The organism is Roseococcus pinisoli, assembly GCF_018413645.1.
In the GTDB taxonomy this organism is placed as follows: Bacteria; Pseudomonadota; Alphaproteobacteria; order Acetobacterales; family Acetobacteraceae; genus Roseococcus; species Roseococcus pinisoli.
On sequence record NZ_JAHCDA010000003.1, the window covers coordinates 260,122 to 282,061 of the forward strand.

The window sequence follows — 21,940 nt, forward strand, 5'->3', positions numbered from 1 at the left end:
AGACGGTGATTCCCGCCATTCCGACGCAGGCCGCGCGTTTCGGCAACCCCCCGACCGGCCGGTCGACCGGTCGGAACGGCAGCGTCACATCATGCCGGTGGCGGCCGGGAGCCAGAGCGCGATGCCCGGGAAGACCACGACCAGCGCGAGCGCCACGAACATCGCCAGGATCATCCAGATCACCCAGGGGATGGTGCTCTCCATGGTCACGCCGGCGATGCGGCAGCTCACCATCAGGTTCACCGCCATGGGCGGTGTGAACTGGCCGATCGCGATCTTCATGGTGAGGATGACGCCGAACCAGGTGAGGTCCCAGTGGAAGGCCATGGCGATGGGAATGAGCACCGGCAGCAGGATCAGGAAGGTCGAGACGCCGTCCAGGAACATGCCGATGAAGATCAGCGCGATCATCAGCAGCCCGATGGTGCCGTATTCGCCGAGCCCCAGCCCCACGATCCAGCCCGCGATGGGCTGCACGATGCCGAGCGTGGCGGTCGACCAGGCGAAGACGCTGGCCAGCGCGATGATGATGAGGATGACGGCGGAGATCTCGCCCGCCTCCACCAGCATCTCGTAGAGGTCGCGGAGCGTCATGCTGCGGTAGATGAAGAAGCCGACGAAGAGCCCGTAGAAGACCGCCATCACCGCGGCCTCGGTCGGCGTGAAGGCGCCGATGCGCATGCCGCCGAGGATGACCACCGGCGCCATCAGTCCCCAGATCGCCTCCTTGAAGGCGCGCCAGACCGAGAGTTGGTCGCGGTCGGGGTTCTTGCCGCCGAAATCCTTGATCCAGGAGATGATCACGATGGGGACGATGATGGCGAAGCCCGCCAGGATGCCGGGCATCATCCCCGCCATGAAGATGGCCGGCACCGAGACGCCGGGCACCATCACCGCATAGACGATGAAGGCGATGGAGGGCGGGATCAGAATGTCCGTCGCGGCGGCCGCGGCCACGGTGCCCGCGATGAAGGGCCGCGGATAGCCGTCCTTCACCATGCTGCGCGTCACGACCTGGCCGACGGCCGCCGAGGTCGCGGGGCCGGAGCCCGAGATGCCGCCGATCACCATGGCGACCAGCACGGCCACCGTCGCCAGCGCGCCGCGCCCGGCGCCGACGAGCGTGGTCGCGAAGCGCACGAGCCTGAGCGCCACGCCCGTCCGGTCGAAGACGCAGCCGACCAGCACGAACATGGGGATGGCGATCAGCGGGTACTTCGCGATGCCGGCATAGACGTTGGTCGGCATGGCCATGAGCGTCTGGTCGGCCAGGGTGATGGCCAGCGCGCCGGCGAGACCGAGCGCGACCCCGATCGGCACGCCGCCCACCAGCAGCACCAGGAACATGAGGAAGAGGATGGCGCCGATCACGAATTCTCTCCGCGCCAGAGTCGGATGATGCGGCCCGCCGCGCGGCCGATCACCAGCAGGGCCAGCACCGGCAGCCAGACGCTGTAGAGCCATTGCGGATGGCCGAGCCCGGGCGAGAGCACCTCGAAGTCATACTCGTCCCGCACCATGCGCGCGCCGTACCAGGCGATCAGCACAAAGCAGAGGATGAGCAGCGCAGTGCCGATGATGTCGGCGATCCTTCGGCCGCGCGGCGACAGCTTGTCCACGAAGTAGCCGATGCGGATGTGCCGGCCGGCCGCCGTGGCCAGCGCCGTGCCGATCATCGCCACGGCGACCATGAGCGCGACCGAATATTCCTCCGTGAAGGAGAAGGAGATGTCGGTCAGGTAGCGCGTCACGACGTTGCCTGCCGTGATGAGCGCCATGACCGCCATGGCGGCGGCGAGCAGCACCCGCTCCAGCGTCAGCGGGATGCGGGTGCGAGGATCGGAGGGCGCCGCGGTGGGGTCGAAATCCGCGGCCATCAGGCGGGCTGCGTCACGAGGCGGTCCGGATGGCGGCTTCGGCCTTGGCCACCAGCTCGCGCCCGACGGTGCCGGCCCATTTGTCGTAGACGGGGCGCAGGGCGGTCGCGAAGGCGCGCTTCTCCTCGGGCGTGAGGATGGTCACCTCCACGCCGCGGTTGCGCGCCTCGACCAGCGCGCTGTCATCCGTGCCGGGGATGCCGAGTCCCTGGCGGGCGAGGGCGACGTTCCGCCGCGCCGCCTCGATGCCGCATTCGCGGATCAGCTGCTGGTCGGCGGGCGTGAAGCTCGCCATCAGCTGCTTGTTGAGGCCGAAGATCAGCGCGTCGTTCACGTAGTTCCAGATGGTCATGTGCTTCTGTGAGAGCGTGTCCATCCGGAAGGCGAGGAAGAGGTTGACCGGGTTCTCCTGCCCGTCCACGGCGCCGGTCGAAAGTGCGGGCTGCAGGTCGGCGAAGGACATCTGCAGGGGGTTGGCGCCGAGGCCGTTGAAGATGTCGTTGAAGATGGCGCCGGCGGCGAAGCGGATCTTCAGGCCACGCAGATCGGCGGGCGTGCGGATGGCGCGGCGGGAATTGCTGATCTCGCGGAAGCCGTTCTCGCCGAAGGAGACGGCGGTGACGTCGCGCCGATCCATGATGCCGGTCAGGTCACGGCCGACCTCGCCGTTCAGCAGCGCGTCGAAGGCGCGGTGGTCGGGCATCAGGAAGGGCAGCTGGAAGATGCCTGCCTCGCGCACCTGGGGGGCGATGTTGATGGTGCTGAACACCGCGAAGTCGATGATGCCCTGGCGCATGGCCAGCAACTCGCGCGTCTGGTCGCCGCCCACGAGCTGGCTGCCGGGATAGACCTTCACGTTGATCCGCCCGCCCGAGCGCTCGGTGATGAGCTCGGCCCATTGGAAGGCGCCTTCGGCGAAGGGGATGGGCCGGTTGCCGACGACCGACATCTTGTATTCGGGCCGGTACTGCGTCTGGGCTTTCGCGACGCGCGGCGCGGCGAGAAGGCCGGCACTGCCCGCGAGAAGGGTGCGCCGGCTCGGGCTCAGGATCATGATGTCTTCCTCCCAGGCGGCGTTCTTGGCGGGCCGCTCGTTGCGATGTCACAATGCGACCCGGAGACCCTGGCACGCAAGACGACCGTTGGAGGGAATATGGGGAAGCTTCTGGCCATCACGGGCGGCGCCTCCGGCATTGGACTAGGGATCGCCGAGGCCGCGCGGGCCGAGGGCTGGCGGGTCGCCGCGGCGGACCGTGCGCCGGCCGAGGGCGTCACGACGCTGGACGTGACCGATGCCGGGGCCGTCGCGGAGTGGATCGCGGGCCAGACGGATCTGCGCGGCGTCGTCTGCAGCGCTGGCATCTCCGCCTCCACGCCGATCCTCGACACCGAGCCGGAGGTCTTTCGCCGGATCCTGGACGTGAACGTGACCGGCAGCTTCCTCGTCGCGCAGGCGGCGGCGAAGGCGATGGTGGCGGGCGGGAAGGGCGGCTCGATCGTGCTGGTCGCCTCGGTCTCGGGCCTGCGCGGCATTCAGGACCGCGTGGCCTATGGCGCGTCCAAGGCCGCGGTCGTCAACATGGCGCAGGTGCTGGCGATCGACCTCGCGAAATACGGCATCCGCGCCAATGCCATCTGCCCGGCGCCGATCGAGACGCCGCTGGTGACGAAGCTGCATGATGCCGAGACGCGGGCGCAGTGGCTCTCGCGCATTCCCGCCGCGCGCTACGGCCAGGTGGAGGAGGTCGCGCAGGCGGCGCTCTTCCTGCTGGACGATGCGCGCTCCGGCTATATCACGGGGCATGCGTTGCCGGTGGATGGCGGCTATGCCGGCGCGGGCGTGATGGCGGGAGCAGGGTAGCGCGGACTGGCGTCAGCTCCTCCAGACCCTAGGATGGCGCAAACGTCCAAGAAGGAAGCTGTTCCGATGCCATCCCTGCCGATGGGCCGCCGTACCCTTGCTGCTGCCGCCATGCTGGCCGCGCCCGGCCTAGCTCAGGCGCAGCCCGCCGCCTTTCCGACGAAGCCCATCAGCCTCATCGTGCCCTTTCCGCCGGGCGGCACGACCGACATCTCGATGCGCGCCCTGGCCGAGGCGGCGTCCCGTCACCTGCCGTATCCCATCATGATCGACAACAAGCCGGGCGCGGCGAACACGCTGGGCGCCGCCCAGGTGGCGCGGGCCCGCCCCGACGGCTACCTGCTCACGCAGTTCCCGGCCTCGGCGATCCGCGTACAGATCCTGCAGCGCCTGCCCTACGACACGCTGCGCGACTTCACCCCCATCGCCTGCATCACCGGCTATCCCTTCGTCGTGGCCGCGAAGGCGGGGCGCTTCCCGGGCGGCTGGCGCGGCTTCATCGAGGAGGCGAGGCGCAATCCCGGCAAGCTCACCTATGGCAGCACCGGCGCCAACGGCACGCCGCACGTCACCATGGCGGAGCTCCTGCAGCGCGAGGGCGTGGAGGCGGTCCATCTGCCCTTCCGCGGCGATTCCGACGGCTCGCAGGCGATGCTGGGTGGGCATATCGACCTGATGGCGGCTTCCACCAGCCTGGGCGCACTCGTCGATGGCGGCCAGGCGGAATTCCTGAACGTCTGGACGGCCGAGCGTCTCAGCAAGTGGCCCAATGCCCCCACGCTGAAGGAGCTGGGCTACGACATGGTGGTGACGACGCCCTTCGGTATCATGGCCCCGGCCGGGCTCGATCCCGCCGTCGCCCGCACCCTGCACGGCGCCTTCGCGGCGGCGACGCGGGACCCGCAGTTCCAGGAGCTGCTGCGGCGCTACGACATGATCTCGGAGTACCGCAACAGCGCGGATTACGCCGCCCTGTTGCGGGAAATGGTGCAGCACGAGACGGGGTTGATCCGGCGCCTCGGGCTACGCGCGGGGTGAAGGGCCGCCGCCGGCGGCCCTTCGGGGTTGCCGGCCCTAGCTGTTGGGGCCGCGGCCGATGCTGACGGGCTGCCAGCGCTGCAGCTTGGTGTTCTGCAGCACGGCCGGGTTCACGCAGCTCATGGGCCACTTGCCCGAGAGGATCAGCGCCAGCTCGCTGCCCACGCGGCGCTTGCGCGCCTCGTCGAAGCGCGCGGAGGCCGAGGCCGTGTGCGCGGAGAGGATGACGTTGTCCATGCCGAGCAGCGGGTTGTTGTGCGAGGGCGGCTCGACTTCCAGCACGTCGAGGCCCGCATAGGCGATCCAGCCCTCGGACAGCGCCTTGGTCAGCGCGGCCTCGTCCACCGTCGGGCCACGGCCCGTGTTGATGAAGATCGCGGACTTCTTCATCTTCCGGAAGTGCTCCTCCTTCAGGAGATGCGTGCATTCCGGGCGGGCCGGGGCATGCATCGACACGAAGTCCGACTGGCTCATCACGTCGTTCAGCGAGACGGGGATGACGCCATGCTCGCTGATCTGCGTCTCGTCGAGGAACGGATCATAGGCGATGAGGCGCAGGCCGAAGGGCGCGGCGCGCTTGGCGACGGCGCGGGCCACGCGGCCGAAGCTGACGAAGCCGAGCGTCTGGCCCATGAGCCGCGGGATCTTCAGCAGCGCCGGGCGGCCTTCCTTCCAGCGGTGCTCGCGCACCATCTTGTCCTGCTCGATGACGCGCCGGAAGGTCGAGAGCAGCAGCGTCATCGCATGGTCGGCCACCTCCTCGATGAAGGTGTCGGGCACGTTGGTCACGGGGATGCCGGCGCGCGTTGCGGCCTTCACGTCCACGCTGTCCACGCCGACGGAGCCGAGCGTGATGGACTTGCAGTTCTTCAGGCTCTCGATGATCTCGGCCGTGATGGGGATGCCCTTGGCGTAGATGGCATCCGCATCCTTGGCGGCGGCGATGAAGCCGGCGGTGTCCATCGGCGCCTCGACGATCTCGGCGTCCATGCCCTGGAGCGCTTCCATCTCGAGGTCGTAGCCGCCGCCGGCCACGGTGAAGCTGGCCCCGGCGGGGGTGACAATGCGGTATTTCGCCATAAGCGTTTTCTCCCAGAGGATTCGGGCGGAGCGAAGCATGCTCGTATGCGGCCGACAAGCGGCCCTCTTGCATACGGAAGCAGGCCAACTAGGCTCCGCCGCGAAGAAGCGGAGGGACGAAGTCCAATGGGTAAACTGACAGGTCAGGTCGCGTGGGTGACGGGCGCGGGCAGCGGCATCGGCGAAGCCGCCGCCATCGCGCTGGCGGGCGAGGGCGCGGTCGTCGTCCTCACCGGGCGGACCAAGGAGAAGCTCGACAGGGTTGCGGCCGAGATCAAGGGCGCCGGCGGCACGGTTCACGTGAAGGCCGCCGATCTCACCAAGCCGGCCGCCGTGCAGAAGGTCGCCGACTTCATCCAGACCAAGCTCGGCCGGCTCGACATCCTCGTGAACAACGCGGGCGTGAACATCCAGCAGCGCAACTGGAAGGAACTGAAGCCCGAGGGCGTCCAGGACCTGGTGAACGGCAACCTGTTCTCGGCCTTCTACAGCGCCATGGCCGCGCTGCCGATCATGCGCGCCCAGGGCGGCGGGCTGATGATCCACACGGCCTCCATGGCCGGCCGCTTCGTGAGCCCCCTTTCGGGCGCGGGCTACACGGCCGCCAAGCATGCGGTGGTGGCGATGAGCCACAGCCTCAACATGGAGGAATGCGGCAACGGCATCCGCTCCTGCGCCATGTGCCCGGGCGAGGTGCGCACGCCGATTCTCGACAAGCGGCCGACCAAGCTCAGCGAGAAGGAACTCGCCGAGATGGTGCAGCCCGAGGATTGCGGGGCGCTGGTCCTGTTCCTCGCGACGATGCCGCCGCATGTCTGCATCAACGAGGTGCTGATCACGCCGACGCGCAACCGCACCTACCTGGCGGCCCAGCAGCGCAGGCTCTGATCGCCGGGCTCCAGGCGCCGGGGCCCTCAGGGGCCCTGGCGCAGCCTGACCTCGACGATCCTGTGCGCGGCATCCTTATGGAGGATCACCCGCGCACGGTCGCGCGTTGGCAGGATGTTTCGCGTGAGGTTCGGCAGGTTGATGGATTGCCAGATCTCCGCGGCGACGCGCGCCGCCTCCTTGGGCGACAGATCCTTGTAGTGATGGAAATAGGAAGTCGGCCGCTGGAAGACCGATCGCTGCAGCAGCAGGAAGCGGTCCTTGTACCAGCGCGCGATGTCTGACGGCTCGGCATCGAGATAAACGCTGAAATCGAAGAAGTCCGAGGCCGTCGAGCGCGCGTCCCGCGCCGTCTGCAGCACGTTGAGGCCCTCGAAGATCAGGATGTCCGGCTGGCGGATCTTCTGGAAGCTGCCCGGCACCACGTCATAGGCCTCGTGGGAATAGACCGGGATCTCGAGCTCGCTGGCGCCGGCCTTCATCTCGCTCAGGAAGCGGACCATGCCGCGGAGGTCGTAGCTCTCGGGAAATCCCTTCCGCTTCATCAGCCCGCGGGCTTCCAGCGTAGCGGTCGGGAACAGGAAGCCGTCGGTCGCGACGAGGTCGACGCGCCAGGCATTCGAATGCCGGGCCAGCAGCGCCTGCAGCAGCCGCGCGAAGGTGCTCTTCCCGACGGCGACGCTGCCGGCGATGCCGATGATATAGGGCTTCGGCGCCGCCGCCTTCCGCAGCAGGCTGCCGGCGATGCGGGCGGAAAGCGAATGGGATGCCTCCACATGCAGGCGGATCAGGCGGCAGAGCGGGCCGAAGATCTCCTCGATATCCGTGGGCGAGGCGGGCTCTGCCGTGCTGCGAAGGGCTTCCAGCTCCTCGGGAGACAAGGAAATCCTGTCTTTCCCGAGCTGCGACCACTCCTCCCGGCTGAAGGTCGAATAAAGCCCATCCTGCCCCGCCGGCGCGGAATGCCGGTGCGATCGAGGGGGAGCGGGCTGTGGGCCGAGGGTGAGGTCGTTCATGGCATGGATATCGATCTGGAAGAGGCGTGGCCTAGAAACTCACGCGGCCGGGGCGGGTCGCGCCGTCGATGATGTCGTCCCATGACTTGCCGCGCGCCCGGAGGAAGTCGATCGAAGGGCCGGCGGGATTTCCATAGGTCTCGACGGTGCGTTGGAGGATCCGCGACCGCAAAGGCTCCGCGGTGAGGTCCTTGTACCTGGTGGCGAGGGCGAGGCGGGCGATCGTTTCCCGATCCATCCCGGCCTGGGTCAGCTCGTCGACGAGCCGCCCCAGATCCCTGACCTCCTCCTCGTATCGCCGTCGCAGGTCCAAGCGGAAGCGCCGCTACCGCCCGACGGCGTAGCCCTGCATCCCCCGGGGGTTGGCGCCGGCGAAGATCTGCCCGTCGGCTTCGAGGCGGGCGCCCGTCAGGCGACCCTCGCTCCAGTCGCCGCCCATCTCCGCCTTGTGGCCGCGGGCCTGCAGGGCCGCCAGAACCTCGGGCGCGAAGCGGCCTTCCAGCACCAGCTTCCCGGGCTTGGCGCCGCGCGGCCAGAAGCTGCTGACCCAATGCTCCGAATGGAAGGAGGGCAGATCGATCGCCTCCTGGATGTTGAAGCCGTGCGCCAACATGCGGGAGAGCATGATGGGCTGCCACTGGTCCTGCTGCTCGCCGCCGGGCGTGCCGAAGCTCAGCCAGGGCTTGCCATCGCGCAGCACCATGGAGGGCGAGAGCGTGGTGCGCGGGCGCTTGCCGGGCTGCAGCCCGTTGGGCAGCGTCTCGTCCAGCCAGAACATCTGGCAGCGCGTCCCGAGGCAGAAGCCCAGCTCCGGCACCGCCGGGGAGGATTGCAGCCAGCCCGCGGAAGGCGTCGCGCTGACGAAATTGCCGTGCTTGTCGATGACGTCGATGTGGCAGGTGTCGCCGCCCGAGGCGCCCAGGCGGGAGACGGTCGGCTCGCCCGTGCCGGCGGCCATGGCCATGGCCTCGGCGCGCTCGATGGCGGCGGCATAGTCCACGCCCCGGATGGGCAGGCCGTCCGGATTGCCCGGCCGGAACTCCATCGAGGCCTGCGGGCCGATCAGCTGGCGGCGCTGGTCGGCATAGGCCTTGGAGAGCAGTGTTGCGAGCGGCACGTCCGTGAAGTTCGGGTCGCCGTAGAAGGCCTCGCGATCGGCGAAGGCCAGCTTCATCGCCTCGGCGACGTGGTGGACGAACTCCTCGCCCACCGGGTCCATCGCCGAGAGGTCGAAGCCGGAGAGGAGCGACAGGGTCTGCAGCATGGCCGGGCCCTGGCTCCAGGCGCCGCACTTCAGGACGGTGGTCCCCATGAAGTCGAGGGCGACCGGCGCTTCCACGCCCGCCCGCCAGCCGGCCAGGTCCTGCCCGGTCAGCACCGCGGCGTGGCGCCGGTCGGAGGTGTCCATGGCCGGCGTGCGGCCGAAGCGGTCGATCGCCTCCGCGACGAAGCCCGAATACCAGGCGTTCCGCGCCGCCTCGATCTCGGAATCGCGGTCATGGCCCTTGGCCTCGGCCTCCCGGACCACCCGCTCATAGGTGTCGGCCAGGACAGGGTTGGCGAAGAGCTGGCCCGGCTGCGGCCCGCCGTCGCGGAGCCAGATGGCGGCCGAGCTCTTCCACTCCGTCTCGAAGAGCGGCTTCACCGAGGCCACGGTCTGCGAGATCCGGGACACCATATGGGCGCCGTGCCGGGCATAGCCGATCGCATAGGAAAGGATGTCCCGCAGGCGCCAGGTGCCGTGGTTCAGCAGCATGGAGGCCCAGGCGTCGAAGGCGCCGGGGATCGGCGCCGCGAGAAAGCCCGTCCCGGGCATCATGTCGAGGCCGAGCTGGTTCTTCACCAGGTCGACGGTCAGGCCGGCGGGGGCCGGCCCCTGGCCGCAGATCACCAGCTCCTTCTTGAGGCGGGCGTCGTGCAGGATGATCGGGCAGTCGCCGCCGGGGCCGTTCAGGTGCGGCTCCACGATCTGCAGGGTGAAGCCCGCGGCGGCGGCGGCGTCAAAGGCATTGCCGCCCCGCTCCAGCACGGCCATTCCCACCTGGCTTGCGAGCCAATGCGTGGACGCCACGGCCCCGAAGGTGCCGGCGATCTCGGGGCGGGTGGTGAACATGCTGGGCCCTTTTTGGAATGTGCGGTGATCTGTGCAAAAAGGCGCCACGGGGTCAATCCGGAGGGGCGATGATCTGGGTGGCAATGGCGGGACCTTCGGGGGCCGGGAAGGACAGCCTTCTGGACCGGGTCCGCGCCGATCTGGCGGGCGACGACCGCTTCCATTTCGCGCGACGCACCATCACCCGGCCGGTCGATGCCGGCGGCGAGGCGCATGAGGCCGTGTCCCTCGAGGTTTTCCAGTCGCTGGAGCGGGAAGGGGCCTTCCTCCTGACCTGGCAGGCGCATGGGCTCCATTACGGCATCCGGCGTAGCGAGGCGCCGGCGGACCGGCTCGCCATCATCAGCGTGTCCCGGACCGTGCTGCGCGAGGCGGCCGGGATGCGGCGCCTGCGCGTCGTTGAGGTGACGGCGCCGCGGGAGGTCCTGGCCGAGCGCCTGGCCCGGCGGGGGCGCGAGACGGTGGCCCAGATCGCCGCCCGCCTCGATCGGGAAATGGGCCTCCCCGAGGGGCTCGATGTCGTCACGATCCATAATGATTCCACCCTGGAAGCGGGGGGCGCGCGCCTTCGGCAGGTGCTGGAAGAGGCCGCCTCATCTTGCATGGCGGGGGCTTTTACGTCATAGGCGTGCCCAGCCGGCGGGAGGTCCGCCGGCAATCCACACGCGACGCTCCCTTCCTGATGGCAAGGGTCCGGTCCCGGCTTCTGCCGGGGTTCGCGTCGCGGAGGCTCAACCGGACTGTTTTGGAAGGATTTCGCTCATGGCGATGCCCGACGTTTCCCTGCGTCAGCTCCTCGAGGCTGGCGTTCATTTCGGCCACCACACGCGGCGCTGGAACCCGCGCATGGCGCCGTACATCTTCGGCGTGCGCAACCAGGTCCACATCCTGGACCTGCAGCAGACCGTCCCGATGCTCGAGCGCGCCCTGCGCGCCGTGCGTGACACGGTGGCCGGCGGCGGCCGCGTGCTCTTCGTGGGCACCAAGAAGGCGGCGGCCGAGTACGTGGCGGAAGCCGCGACGCGCTGCGGCCAGTATTATGTGAATCACCGTTGGCTCGGCGGCATGCTGACCAACTGGAAGACCATCACGGGCTCCATCAAGCGCCTCAAGGAAATGGACGCGCGCCTGCAGGGCGACATCCAGGGCCTGACCAAGAAGGAAGTGCTGATGCTGACGCGCGAGCGCGACAAGCTCGACCGCGCGCTCGGTGGTATCCGCGAAATGGGCGGCCTGCCCGACATGATCTTCGTCATCGACGTGGTGAAGGAGAAGCTGGCGATCCAGGAGGCCAACACGCTCGGCATTCCGGTCGTGGCCGTCGTGGACAGCAACTGCGATCCCTCGGGCGTCACCTTCCCGATCCCGGGCAATGACGACGCGATCCGCGCGATCAACCTTTACTGCGACCTCGTCGCCTCCGCCGTCTTCGACGGCATCTCGGCCGAGCTGCAGGCGTCCGGTCGCGACGTCGGCGCCCTTGCCGAGCCGGTGGCCGAAGAGGTTGTCGCCGAAGAAGTTCCGGCCCCGCAGGCCTGAGCTTCAACACACTGGGCGCCATAACGAGGAGCTTGAGCAATGGCTGAAATCACGGCCGCCATGGTGCGGGACCTGCGCGAAGCGACGGGCGCCGGCATGATGGACTGCAAGAAGGCGCTGGTGGAAGCCAGCGGCGACATCGAGGCGGCGATCGACTGGCTGCGGAAGAAGGGCCTTTCGGCCGCCGCCAAGAAGTCCGGTCGCGTGGCTGCCGAGGGTCTGGTGGGCGTTGCCTCCGGCCCCGGCGTCGCGGCGATGGTCGAGGTGAATGCCGAGACCGACTTCGTCGCGCGCAACGAGAACTTCCAGAACTTCGTGGCCGAGGTGGCGGGTCTCGCCCTCTCGGTCGGCGATGACCTGGAGAAGCTCAAGGCCGCCACCTTCCCTGGGACGACGCACAGCACCCAGGAAGAGCTGACCAAGATGATCGCGACGATCGGCGAGAACATGACGATCCGCCGCGCCAAGGTCTTCACGGTCGAGAAGGGCACGGTCGCCACCTACATGCACAATGCGGTCAAGCCGGGTCTCGGCAAGATCGGCGTGCTCGTCGCGCTCGAGGGTGAGGGCGAGGAAGCCGTCGTCACCACGCTCGGCCGGCAGATCGGCATGCATGTGGCCGCGACCCGTCCCGAGGCCCTGGACGTCTCCGCCGTCGACCCCTCCGCTCTCGAGCGGGAGAAGGCGGTGCTGACCGAGCAGGCGCAGGGCTCCGGCAAGCCGCCGGCCGTCATCGAGAAGATGGTCGAAGGCCGCATCCGCAAGTTCTACGAGGAAGTCGTCCTCCTGGAGCAGGTGTGGGTGCATGACGGCGAGAGCCGCGTGAAGGCCGTGGTCGCCAAGGCGGGCCTGGAGGCGAAGGGCTTTGCCCGCTTCCAGCTCGGCGAAGGCATCGAGAAGCAGACCAGCGACTTCGCGGCCGAGGTTGCGGCCGTTTCGGGCGTCGGCTGAATTTACCCGCGCCGGGGCGGTTTGCCGCCCCGGCGCCACATTTGCCTGCCATTACAAACCCATCAGTGGACCGGATCAGCGATGAGCGAAACGCCCAAATATAAGCGTGTGCTGCTGAAGGTCTCCGGCGAGGCCTTGATGGGCAACCGCTCCTACGGGCTGGACGTCGCCACCCTCAAGGCCATCGCACAGGACGTCTCGGGCGTCGTCGATCTGGGCGTCGAAGTCGCCATGGTGATCGGCGGCGGCAACATCTTCCGCGGAATCGCCGGTGCGGCGACCGGTATGGATCGCGCCCAGGCCGACTACATGGGCATGCTGGCCACCGTGATGAACGCATTGGCCATGCAGTCTGCCCTCGAGAAGATGGGCGTTCAGACCCGCGTGCAATCCGCCATCGAGATGAGCGCGATCTGCGAGCCCTATATCCGCCGGCGCGCCATGCGCCACATGGAGAAGGGCCGGGTCGTCATCTTCGGTGCCGGCACCGGCAACCCCTTCTTCACGACCGACACGGCCGCCGCGCTGCGCGCCGCCGAGATGGGCTGCGACGTGCTCCTGAAGGGCACGCAGGTGGATGGCGTCTATGCCGCCGATCCCCGCACGACCCCGGATGCCGAGCGCTATACGACGCTCACCTATCTCGAGATGCTTTCCCGCGACCTCGCGGTGATGGACGCCGCGGCCATCTCGGTTGCGCGCGAGAACCATCTGCCCATTATTGTCTTCAACATTCATGAACCCGGTGCCTTCACGGCGGTGATGAAGGGCGAAGGCCGCTTCACCACCGTGACCGACACCCCCTGATCGCGAAGCATTTCCCATGTCCGCTCCGCCCGACAACAAGACCCTCAAGACCGACCTGGTGCGCCGCATGGACGGCGCGCTGGAGACGCTGAAGAAGGAATTCACCGGCCTGCGCACCGGGCGGGCGAGCCCCTCGCTGCTCGAGCCGATCCGCGTCGAGGCCTATGGCAGCAACCAGCCGCTGAGCCAGGTCGCCAACGTCTCGGTCGGCGGGCCTTCGATGCTTCAGGTCCAGGTCTGGGACCGGTCCGTGGTCAAGGCCGTGGAGATCGCGATCCGCGATTCCGGCCTGGGCCTGAACCCGCAATCCGAAGGTCAGACCATTCGCGTCATGCTGCCGCCGCTGACCGAGCAGCGCCGCAACGAGCTGGCCAAGACGGCGGCGAAGTATGCGGAGGGCGCCAAGGTGGCGATCCGCGGCGTCCGCCGGGACGGCATGGAGCAGATCCAGGGCTGGAAGAAGAAGTCCGAGATCGGCGAGGACGACGCCAAGCGCTGGTCCGACGAAGTCCAGAAGCTGACCGACGAATACGTGAAGAAGATCGACGTGTCCTTTGTTGAGAAGGAAAAGGACATCAAGACCGTCTGATGTCCTCGCACCCTGCCTTGAAGGCGGGGGCGGGCGCGCCGCCGCCCCGCCACGTCGCTGTCATCATGGACGGCAATCGTCGCTGGGCGCAGGCGCGGGGGCTTCCCGTGGCCCTGGGCCATCGGGCGGGGGCGGATGCCGCCCGGCGCACGATCGAGGCCGCGATGAAGGCGGGCGTGTCCTGGCTGACGCTCTTCGCTTTCTCCTCCGAGAATTGGGGGCGGCCGGCGGACGAGGTGCAGGAACTCACCACTCTTCTGCGGCACTACCTTCGGGCCGAGGTCGCCCAGCTGTCGCGCGAGGGCGTGCGGCTCCGCGTCATCGGGGACCGCGCCCGCTTCGGCGAGGATACCCTGAAGGCCATCGATGCGGCCGAGGAGCGCACCGCGGGCGGTGCCCGGCTGAACCTGACCGTCGCGCTTTCCTATGGGGCCCGGGCGGAGATTCTCTCCGCCGCTCGTGCCGCCGCGGTTGCCGCGGCCCGTGGCGAGCTCGATCCGGAGAAGCTGGACGAGGCGGCCTTCGCCTCCCGCCTTTTCACGGCCGGCATGCCCGACCCCGACCTCATCATCAGGACCTCGGGCGAGCAGCGCCTCTCGAATTTCCTGCTGTGGCAGGCGGCCTACGCCGAGCTGGTGTTCCTTCCGGGCCTCTGGCCGGATTTCGGCGCGACCGATTTCCAGGCCGCCCTGACGGATTATGCCGCGCGGGAGCGGCGTTTCGGCGCGCGTATCGGCTGAATGCGGGATTGGGGTGATCTGCCGAAGCGCGCGCTGACCGCAGCCGTGCTGGGGCCCGCAGCACTTCTTTGCGTCTGGTTCGGCGGATATGGCTGGGCGGCCCTGATGGCCCTCTGCATGACCGGCCTCTCCTGGGAATGGGCGAAGCTCTGCGGCGGCTCGACCGTGGCCTCGCCCGGCATTTTCGTGGCTCCCTCGGTCCTGGCGGCGCTGGCACTCGCGCTGCTGGGGCATCCGGCGGCCGGGCTCGGCCTCCTCGGCATCGGCGCGGTCGGGGCCTGGTATGCCGCATCCCGGAGCGTTGGTACGCGCCCGTTCTGGTGGGCTTTCGGTGTCCTTTATCTGGGCATCGCGGGCGTCGCGCTCGTGGTCCTGCGGGGCGACGATCTCGTCGGCCGGGACAATGTCATCTTCCTGCTTCTCGTCGTTTGGGCCTCGGACATCTCCGCCTATATAGCCGGACGGAGTCTGGGCGGCCCGAAGCTCGCGCCGGCCATTTCTCCGAACAAGACGTGGTCGGGCTCGCTCGGCGGTCTGTTCGGCGCTTCCGCCGTGGGCCTGCTGGCCGCTATGGCGCTGGGCGGCGGCGGATCGGCAGGGCGGGTCATCCTCGTCTCCGCATTGCTCGGCATCGCCACGCAGGCGGGTGACTTGCTGGAAAGCTGGATTAAGCGGCGATTCGGCGTAAAGGACTCGTCCGGATTGATCCCGGGCCATGGCGGTCTTCTGGACCGGCTTGACGGTGTTATCGCAGCGGCACCCCTTGCCGCGCTGATCGGCCTGGCCGTCGGGCACGGCGTTCATCTTTGGAGGTAGGCTTGGCCGACTCGTCCCCCCGCAGCGTCACGGTCCTGGGCAGCACCGGCTCGGTCGGGCGCAGCACGCTTTCCCTTATTTCCGCGGCGCGGCCCGGCGAGTTCGCCGTCGAGGCGCTGGTGGCCGGCAAGGACGCGAAGACCCTGGCCGCCCAGGCCAAGGCGCATGGCGCCCGGCTCGCGGTTGTGGCCGATGAGCGCGCCTATGCCGCCCTGAAGGACGAGCTGTCGGGTTCCGGCATCGAGGCGGCGGCGGGCGCGGATGCCGTGGTCGCCGCGGCCGCGCGCCCTGCCGACTGGACCATGGCGGCCATCGTCGGCGCGGCCGGCCTGCGGAGCACCCTGGCGGCCCTCGGCCGCGGCGGCACGCTGGCGCTGGCCAATAAGGAGAGCCTGGTCTGCGCGGGCCCCATCGTCATGGCGGCCGCCCGAAGCAGCGGGGCCACGCTGCTGCCGGCCGATTCCGAGCACAACGCCATTTTCCAGGCGCTGGACGCGCGCGATCCCTCGGTGATCGAGCAGATCATCCTGACCGCCTCCGGCGGCCCCTTCCGCGAATGGACCCAGGCCCAGATGGCCAAGGCGACGCCGGAGCAGGCGGTCCGCCACCCGGTTTGGTCCATGGGCGCCAAGATCAGCGTCGACAGCGCGACCATGTTCAATAAGGGCCTCGAGGTGATCGAGGCTGCGCGGCTCTTCCCCGTCCGGCTCGACCAGCTGTCGGTGCTGATCCACCCCCAGTCGGCCGTGCACGGGCTCGTGCAGTATGCGGACGGCTCCCTCCTGGCGCAGCTGGGCACGCCGGACATGCGCACGCCCATCGCCAGCTGCCTCGCCTGGCCGAACCGTATGTCGGTCGATGTGGCCCGCTTGGATCTCGCGGCGCTGAGCCGCCTCGATTTCGAGGCGCCGGACGAGCAGCGCTTCCCCGCGCTTCGCCTCACCCGCGAGGCGCTGGAGGCCGAGGGCGGCGCGCCCTGCGTGCTCAATGCGGCGAACGAGATCGCCGTCGAGCTGTTCCTGACCCGCCGCCTGGGCTTCCTGGACATTGCCGTGGTGGTCGAGGAGACGCTGGCGATCCTGGGCACGCAGCCGGTCTCCGATCTCGCTTCCGTCCTGGCCCTCGATGAGGCCGCCCGCCGCGAGGCGTCGCGTATCGCCGCCCATCGCGTCGCGGCCTGACGGAGTTCCATCATGCTCGAATTCCTCCCCTCCGCCGTTCGCACCCTGCTGGCCTTCCTGGTCGTGCTGGGCGTCCTCGTCTTCTTCCATGAGCTCGGCCACTACCTCGCGGCGCGTTGGCGCAAGGTCCATGTGGACGCCTTCAGCATCGGCTTCGGCAAGCCGATCGCGACCTGGCACGACCGGCGCGGCACCGAGTGGCGAATCGCCTGGATCCCCCTCGGCGGCTACGTGAAGCTCCACGGCCAGGCGCCCATGGACGAGACGCCCGAGGCCGAGCGCGTCGTGGAACGCCCGGGCATGACCTTCCACAACAAGAGCGTGCTGGACCGCGCGATCGTCGTGGCGGCCGGTCCCATCGCCAACTTCCTCCTGGCGGCGCTTCTCTTCGCGCTGCTCTTCGCGACGAACGGCATCCCGACCGGTCTGACCTCGGTGGCGGCGGTGTCTCCCGGTTCCGCGGCCGAGACCGCGGGCATCTTGCCCGGCGACACGATCATTGCCCTGGACGGCAACCGCGTGACGCGGTTCGATCAGGTCCAGCACCACATCCAGCCCCGGGCGGGCCAGCAGGTCGCCGTCCAGATCACACGCGAAGGGCGTGAGATGACCCTGCAGGTCGTCCCCGCCGTGCGCCCGGGGAGCGAGGCCCAGCCGATCGGTATCCTGGGCATCCAGGGTGGTCAGGCCACCTTCGAGCGCTTGAACCCCGCCTCGGCGCTCTGGGCCGGGACGGTCCAGACGGCCGAGGTCAGTTGGGCGACGCTGGCCGGCATCGGGGAGATGCTGACGGGCTCGCGCAGCGCGCAGGAGCTCGGCGGGCCGATCCGAATCGCCGAAGTCTCCGGCCAGGCCGCCACGCTGGGCATCGTCCCGCTCATCAATCTGATGGCGCTGCTCTCCGTCAGCCTCGCGCTGCTGAACCTCTTCCCGATTCCGCTGCTGGACGGTGGGCACCTGATGTTCTACGCGGCCGAGGCCATCCGGGGGCGGCCGCTGCCGCCCAAGGCTCTGGAATATGGCTTCCGGGCCGGCTTCGCGGTGCTTATCTGTCTGTTTTTGTTTGCGACCTGGAATGATGTGGCCCATGGCGGCATCGGGCGCTGGGTCGCCGGGCTCATCGGATGACGAGGCAGGAAATGGCAGGGTGGCGGCAAGGCGGCGGCGCGGCTATGTTCCGGGCGGCTCCGGCTCGAAGCAAACATATGGGTCCTTCCTTGACGACAACGCTGCGCGCACTTTTGCTCACGACCGCCGGTCTCGTGATGCTGTCGCCTGTCCCGGCCCTCTCGCAGGGCGGGCGGCCGGTTCAGGGCCGCGCGGCCGAGGCCCAGGGCGGTGTGCTCACCGCGGTCGAGATCCGTGGCAACCAGCGGATCGAGACGGACACGGTGCGCAGCTACATGCTGCTCCAGCCCGGCGACACCTACGACACCGATCGCGCCGATCGTTCGATTCGCAGCCTTTTCGCGACCGGATTGTTCCGTGACGTCCGAATCTCGCGCGACGGCTCGCGCCTCGTCGTCGACGTGTCGGAAAATCCGCTGGTCAACCGCGTGGCCTTCGAGGGCAACCGCCGCGTTTCCGATGACGTGCTGCGCAACGAAGTGCAGCTTCGCCAGCGCTCGGTCTACACCTCGCAGCTCGTCCAGGCGGACCGGCAGCGCATCCTGGATCTCTATGCCCGGCGCGGCCGCTTCGCGGCGCGCGTGGAGCCGAAGCTGATCGAGCTCGACCAGAACCGGGTCGACGTCGTCTTCGAGATCCAGGAGGGCGAGGCCGCGCTCGTCGCGCGGATCAATTTCGTCGGCAACCGGGCCTATAGCGACACGCGCCTGCGCGAGGTCGTGTCGACGAAGGAGCAGGCCTTCTACCGCTTCCTGTCCAACTCCGACACTTTCGACCCCGATCGCCTCAACTTCGACCGCGAGTTGCTGCGCCGCTATTATCTCCGCACGGGCTATCCCGATGTGCAGGTCGGCACCGCCACGGCGGAGCTGGCGCCCGATCGCAGCGGCTTCTTCCTGACCTATAATATCGACGAAGGTCAGCGCTACACCTTCGGCACGGTCGAGATCACCTCGGCCTTCCCGAATCTGGACACGTCGCAGCTTCGCCGCTTCCTCGAGATCGCGCCCGGCGAGTGGTACGACGGCGATGCGGTGGAGCGGAGCGCCCAGGCGGTGGCCGATGCGGCCAACCTGCGCGGCTTCCCCTTCGTCGACGTCCAGCCGCGCATCACGCGGGACACCGAGACCCGCAAGATCAACATCACCTTCGCGGTGAACGAGGCGCCCCGCGTCTTCGTCGAGCGCATCGACATCAACGGCAATACGCGCACGCAGGATCGGGTGATCCGCCGCGAGTTCCGTCTCGCGGAAGGCGATGCCTTCAACGCGGCGCAGGTTCGCCGCTCGCGCGAGCGCATCCGCAACCTGGGCTATTTCAGCGACGTCCAGATCACCAATTCGCCGGGCTCCGCACCTGACCGGACAATCCTGAACACGCAGATCTCCGAGCGTGCGACGGGTGAGGTCAGCGTCGGCGGTGGCTACTCGACCGACGCCGGCTTCCTGGCCGATTTCGGCCTTCGCGAGCGCAACCTCTCGGGCACGGGCCTCGATGCGCGCCTGAACACCACGATCGCGCAGCGCCGCAGCCAGGTCGACATCTCGCTGACCGAGCCGGCCTTCCTGGACCGTAACCTCGCGGTTGGTGCCGACCTCTTCTACATTCAGCGCAACCTGCTCACCGTTTCGCAGTACAGCGAGCGCCGGGCCGGCTTCGCGCTTCGCGCCGGCTACGAGTTCAACGAGCGGCTGCGGCAGTCCTGGTCGTACAGCCTCGTCAATCGTGACATCTACGACATCCAGCCCGGGGCCTCGCGCTTCGTTCTGGAGCAGCGCGGCAGCACGGTCCTCAGCCAGATCAGCCAGACGCTCGCCTACGACACCCGCGACAACCTGATCGAGCCGCGGCGCGGCTACCTGCTGCGCCTGGGTACCGACTTCGCGGGTCTGGGCGGCGACGTGGCCTATGTGCGCGCCCGCCTCGACGGCGCGCTGTTCCTGCCCTTCGAGCGCGTCTTCGGAAATCCGGACTACGTGCTGACCTTCTTCGGCAGCGTGGGCATGCTGCACTCCTATGGCGGCAAGCCCGACCGCATCGTCGACCGCTTCTTCCTGGGCGGCGAGAACCTGCGAGGCTTCGCCCTCGCGGGTGCCGGTCCGCGCGACCTTGCGACGCGCGACGCCCTCGGCGGCCGCCTGATGTGGACGCAGACCACCGAGATGCGCTTCCCGCTGCCCGTGCCGTCCGAGATCGGGCTGGTCGGCCGTGCCTTCGTGGACGTTGGCGCGCTGTGGGACACGGTGTCGGGTACCGGCATCGGCGACACCTCCGCGCCGCGCGTCGGCGCGGGCGTCGGTATCTCCTGGCGGAGCCCGTTCGGCCTCATCAACCTCGACGTGGCCCGGGCTGTCGCGAAGCAGCGCTATGACGAGACGCAGGTTTTCCGCTTCGGCTTTGGTACGCGCTTCTGAGCGCTGAGACAGGTAGATGCCAATGACAACGTTCCGACTTTCGATGGCCCTGCTGCTCGGGCTGGCGCCGACTGTGGCTTTCGCCCAGCAGCGCCAGGGGCAGGAGTGGTTCGTGCCTGGCCAGAACCAGGGTGCGGCCGGCCAGCGCCCCGCCCAGGCCCAGCCGCAGCGGCCGGCGGCTCAGCCGCAGCAGCCCGCCGCCCGCCCCGGGCCGACCGCAGCCCGTCCGCCGGCGCTGCCGGCCGGTACGCCGCCGCCCCCGGCCGTGATCGGCATCGTGGACATTCCCGAGATTCAGCGCCTGTCGACGGCGTTCAACCAGGTCCGCGAAGAGATCGAGCGGCGCCGGACCCGCCTGAACGACGATCTGCAGCGTGAGCAGAACGGCTGGCGCGATGCGCAGCAGGCCCTCGCCACGCAGCGAGCCCAGATGAATCCGGAGCAGATCCGCGCCCGTGAGCGTGAGCTGCAGGACCGGATCACCGACAGCCAGCGCATCTTCCGCAACCGCAGCCAGGCCATCGAGCAGGCCGCGCAGCAGTCCCTCATGCAGATCGAGGAAGCGCTGGGCGGCGTGGTCCGGCAGGTGGCGAACAGCCGCACGGTCAACATCGTGGTGCCGCGCCCGCTCGTCATCATGAACGAGCCCGCCTTCGACCTGACGGAAGAGGTGGCCCAGCAGTTCAACCGGACGCTCCGGCAGGTGACGATTCCGCCGGAGAGCGATGGCTCGCAGCCGCCGACGCCGCCTGCTGGCGCCCAGGCTCCTGCCGCTGCCCCGGCCGCTCCTGCTCGCCCGGCTCCCGCCGCGCAGCCGCCGGCTCGCCGCTAACCCGGAAATGGGGGGCGTTGCGCATGCCGGCTGACGCCCGCTTTTTCAGGGACGCAGGCCCTCAGACGCTGGCCGCTATTGCTTCAGCGGCCAGCGGCGTCTTCCAGGGAGATCCGGACCGGAGGTTTTCCGCCGTCGCTTCTCTTGAGGCGGCGGATAGGGGCGACGTCAGCTTCTGCGAAAAGCCGCGCTATGTCGCCGCCCTGGCGGCGACGCGCGCGGGTGCCGTCCTGGTGCCGGAGGCCCTGGCGGGCCATGTGCCGGAAGGCTGCGTCGCGATCATCTGCGAGGCGCCGGCCACCGCCTTCGGCAAGGTCGCAGCCCTGTTCCATCCGCGCCCCGGGCCGCAGCCCGGCATCCATCCGACGGCCGTCGTCGCCGACGACGCGGTGATCGGCGCGGGGACCGAGATTGGGCCCATGGCCGTGATCGGTGCGGGCGCCCGCATCGGGGAGGGCTGCCTGATCGGCCCGCTCGTGACGGTCGGCGCCGGCGTGGTGCTCGGGAAGGGCTGCGTGCTGCACAGCCACGCCTCCATCTCCCATGCCATCTGCGCGGACGGGGTCGTCCTGCATCCAGGCGCGAGGGTGGGGCAGGAGGGCTTCGGCTTCACGGTGACCCGGGACGGCCGGTTCGAGACGGCACCCCAGCTCGGCCTGGTCGAGATCGGCCAGGGCGTGGAAATCGGGGCGAATAGCTGCGTGGACCGCGGGGCTCTGGCCAATACCGTCCTGGGCGAGGGTAGCCGGATCGATAATCTGGTCCAGGTCGGGCATAACGTCCGCATGGGTCGGGGTTGCATTCTTGTGGCCCAGGTCGGGGTTTCCGGATCGACCGTGATGGGCGATTACGTCAGCGCGGGCGGCCAGGCGGGATTCGCCGGGCATCTTTCGATTGGCAATCGGGCCCGTATCGGCGCACAGACAGGCGTCATCGCCGATCTGCCGGCCGGCTCCGAGGTGTTCGGAACGCCGGCACAACCCCTTCGCGAGGCCTTTAGGTCCTTGCAAGTTTTGAGACGCCTGACAGCGGAATCGCGGCAAGTGAAGAGACGAGAAGCGGAGTGAAAG

Annotated in this window: 22 protein-coding genes; 15 read left to right on the forward strand and 7 right to left on the reverse strand. The window is 68.8% G+C overall.

All coding sequences use genetic code 11. From position 1 onward, the window contains the following. Positions 1–84 precede the first annotated feature (84 nt). The 3 genes from KHU32_RS16230 to dctP are packed head-to-tail and all read right to left on the reverse strand — an operon-like array spanning position 85 to position 2,931. Complete coding sequence (locus KHU32_RS16230; RefSeq protein WP_213671202.1) at positions 85–1,371, reverse strand: TRAP transporter large permease; 1,287 nt, start codon at positions 1,369–1,371, stop codon at positions 85–87. After that, positions 1,368–1,877: a TRAP transporter small permease gene (locus KHU32_RS16235; protein WP_213671203.1), complete on the reverse strand. Its 510-nt coding sequence runs from the start codon at positions 1,875–1,877 to the stop codon at positions 1,368–1,370. Before KHU32_RS16235 ends, KHU32_RS16230 begins: the two co-directional genes overlap by 4 nt. Positions 1,878–1,890: 13 nt before the next feature. After that, positions 1,891–2,931 carry a TRAP transporter substrate-binding protein DctP gene (gene dctP / locus KHU32_RS16240; protein ID WP_213671204.1) on the reverse strand — a complete coding sequence of 347 codons (1,041 nt, stop codon included), beginning with the start codon at positions 2,929–2,931 and terminating at the stop codon, positions 1,891–1,893. Positions 2,932–3,030: 99 nt separating this feature from the next. Here dctP and KHU32_RS16245 point away from each other — a divergent pair, with 99 nt between their 5' ends. Continuing rightward, positions 3,031–3,738 carry an SDR family NAD(P)-dependent oxidoreductase gene (locus KHU32_RS16245; RefSeq protein ID WP_213671205.1) on the forward strand — a complete coding sequence of 236 codons (708 nt, stop codon included), beginning with the start codon at positions 3,031–3,033 and terminating at the stop codon, positions 3,736–3,738. Positions 3,739–3,804: 66 nt separating this feature from the next. Continuing rightward, positions 3,805–4,776 (forward strand): Bug family tripartite tricarboxylate transporter substrate binding protein, encoded by a 972-nt coding sequence (locus KHU32_RS16250; RefSeq protein WP_213671206.1) that lies wholly within the window; start codon positions 3,805–3,807, stop codon positions 4,774–4,776. 36 nt (positions 4,777–4,812) lie between these two features. Here the strand turns inward: KHU32_RS16250 and KHU32_RS16255 are convergent, their stop codons facing one another. After that, positions 4,813–5,856 carry a C-terminal binding protein gene (locus KHU32_RS16255; protein ID WP_213671207.1) on the reverse strand — a complete coding sequence of 348 codons (1,044 nt, stop codon included), beginning with the start codon at positions 5,854–5,856 and terminating at the stop codon, positions 4,813–4,815. Between the two features lie 126 nt (positions 5,857–5,982). Between KHU32_RS16255 and KHU32_RS16260 the strand changes: the two genes are divergently transcribed. Next, positions 5,983–6,744: an SDR family oxidoreductase gene (locus KHU32_RS16260; protein ID WP_213671208.1), complete on the forward strand. Its 762-nt coding sequence runs from the start codon at positions 5,983–5,985 to the stop codon at positions 6,742–6,744. A gap of 26 nt (positions 6,745–6,770) precedes the next feature. Here the strand turns inward: KHU32_RS16260 and coaA are convergent, their stop codons facing one another. From coaA to KHU32_RS16275, 3 genes are read right to left on the reverse strand one after another with little or no spacing between them, the layout of a single operon-like run. Continuing rightward, complete coding sequence (coaA, locus tag KHU32_RS16265) at positions 6,771–7,760, reverse strand: type I pantothenate kinase (RefSeq protein ID WP_213671209.1); 990 nt, start codon at positions 7,758–7,760, stop codon at positions 6,771–6,773. A 31-nt stretch (positions 7,761–7,791) separates the two neighbouring features. Continuing rightward, a complete protein-coding gene (locus KHU32_RS16270) occupies positions 7,792–8,073 on the reverse strand; it encodes a hypothetical protein (RefSeq protein ID WP_213671210.1) in 282 nt (93 codons plus the stop codon). 12 nt (positions 8,074–8,085) lie between these two features. Then, the gene (locus KHU32_RS16275; protein ID WP_213671211.1) at positions 8,086–9,873 is read right to left on the reverse strand and encodes a gamma-glutamyltransferase family protein; all 1,788 of its coding nucleotides are present in this window, start codon (positions 9,871–9,873) and stop codon (positions 8,086–8,088) included. 68 nt (positions 9,874–9,941) lie between these two features. Here KHU32_RS16275 and phnN point away from each other — a divergent pair, with 68 nt between their 5' ends. The 12 genes from phnN to lpxD all read left to right on the forward strand — a co-directional run bounded on the left by phnN (position 9,942) and on the right by lpxD (position 21,937). Continuing rightward, entirely contained in the window at positions 9,942–10,499 is a 558-nt protein-coding gene (gene phnN, locus KHU32_RS16280) for a phosphonate metabolism protein/1,5-bisphosphokinase (PRPP-forming) PhnN (RefSeq protein ID WP_213671212.1), read from the forward strand. Positions 10,500–10,635: 136 nt separating this feature from the next. Continuing rightward, positions 10,636–11,412, forward strand: coding sequence for a 30S ribosomal protein S2 (gene rpsB, locus KHU32_RS16285; RefSeq protein ID WP_213671213.1), 777 nt, complete (start codon positions 10,636–10,638; stop codon positions 11,410–11,412). 39 nt (positions 11,413–11,451) lie between these two features. After that, complete coding sequence (tsf, locus tag KHU32_RS16290; RefSeq protein ID WP_213671214.1) at positions 11,452–12,363, forward strand: translation elongation factor Ts; 912 nt, start codon at positions 11,452–11,454, stop codon at positions 12,361–12,363. An 81-nt stretch (positions 12,364–12,444) separates the two neighbouring features. Beyond that, a complete protein-coding gene (gene pyrH, locus KHU32_RS16295) occupies positions 12,445–13,170 on the forward strand; it encodes a UMP kinase (protein ID WP_213671215.1) in 726 nt (241 codons plus the stop codon). A 16-nt stretch (positions 13,171–13,186) separates the two neighbouring features. Next, positions 13,187–13,759 (forward strand): ribosome recycling factor, encoded by a 573-nt coding sequence (gene frr, locus KHU32_RS16300; RefSeq protein ID WP_213671216.1) that lies wholly within the window; start codon positions 13,187–13,189, stop codon positions 13,757–13,759. Beyond that, positions 13,759–14,499, forward strand: a complete 741-nt coding sequence (gene uppS / locus KHU32_RS16305; protein WP_213671217.1) for a polyprenyl diphosphate synthase — start codon at positions 13,759–13,761, stop codon at positions 14,497–14,499. The genes frr and uppS overlap by 1 nt, the downstream gene beginning before the upstream one ends. Further along, positions 14,500–15,315, forward strand: a complete 816-nt coding sequence (locus tag KHU32_RS16310) for a phosphatidate cytidylyltransferase (protein ID WP_213671218.1) — start codon at positions 14,500–14,502, stop codon at positions 15,313–15,315. A 2-nt stretch (positions 15,316–15,317) separates the two neighbouring features. Continuing rightward, positions 15,318–16,496 carry a 1-deoxy-D-xylulose-5-phosphate reductoisomerase gene (gene dxr, locus KHU32_RS16315; protein WP_249681254.1) on the forward strand — a complete coding sequence of 393 codons (1,179 nt, stop codon included), beginning with the start codon at positions 15,318–15,320 and terminating at the stop codon, positions 16,494–16,496. Positions 16,497–16,508: 12 nt separating this feature from the next. Then, positions 16,509–17,624: an RIP metalloprotease RseP gene (gene rseP, locus KHU32_RS16320; RefSeq protein WP_213671220.1), complete on the forward strand. Its 1,116-nt coding sequence runs from the start codon at positions 16,509–16,511 to the stop codon at positions 17,622–17,624. 89 nt (positions 17,625–17,713) lie between these two features. Continuing rightward, positions 17,714–20,038, forward strand: coding sequence for an outer membrane protein assembly factor BamA (gene bamA, locus KHU32_RS16325; RefSeq protein ID WP_249681256.1), 2,325 nt, complete (start codon positions 17,714–17,716; stop codon positions 20,036–20,038). A 22-nt stretch (positions 20,039–20,060) separates the two neighbouring features. Continuing rightward, positions 20,061–20,870 (forward strand): OmpH family outer membrane protein, encoded by an 810-nt coding sequence (locus tag KHU32_RS16330; RefSeq protein ID WP_213671222.1) that lies wholly within the window; start codon positions 20,061–20,063, stop codon positions 20,868–20,870. A gap of 23 nt (positions 20,871–20,893) precedes the next feature. After that, complete coding sequence (gene lpxD / locus KHU32_RS16335) at positions 20,894–21,937, forward strand: UDP-3-O-(3-hydroxymyristoyl)glucosamine N-acyltransferase (protein ID WP_213671223.1); 1,044 nt, start codon at positions 20,894–20,896, stop codon at positions 21,935–21,937. Positions 21,938–21,940: the final 3 nt, after the last annotated feature.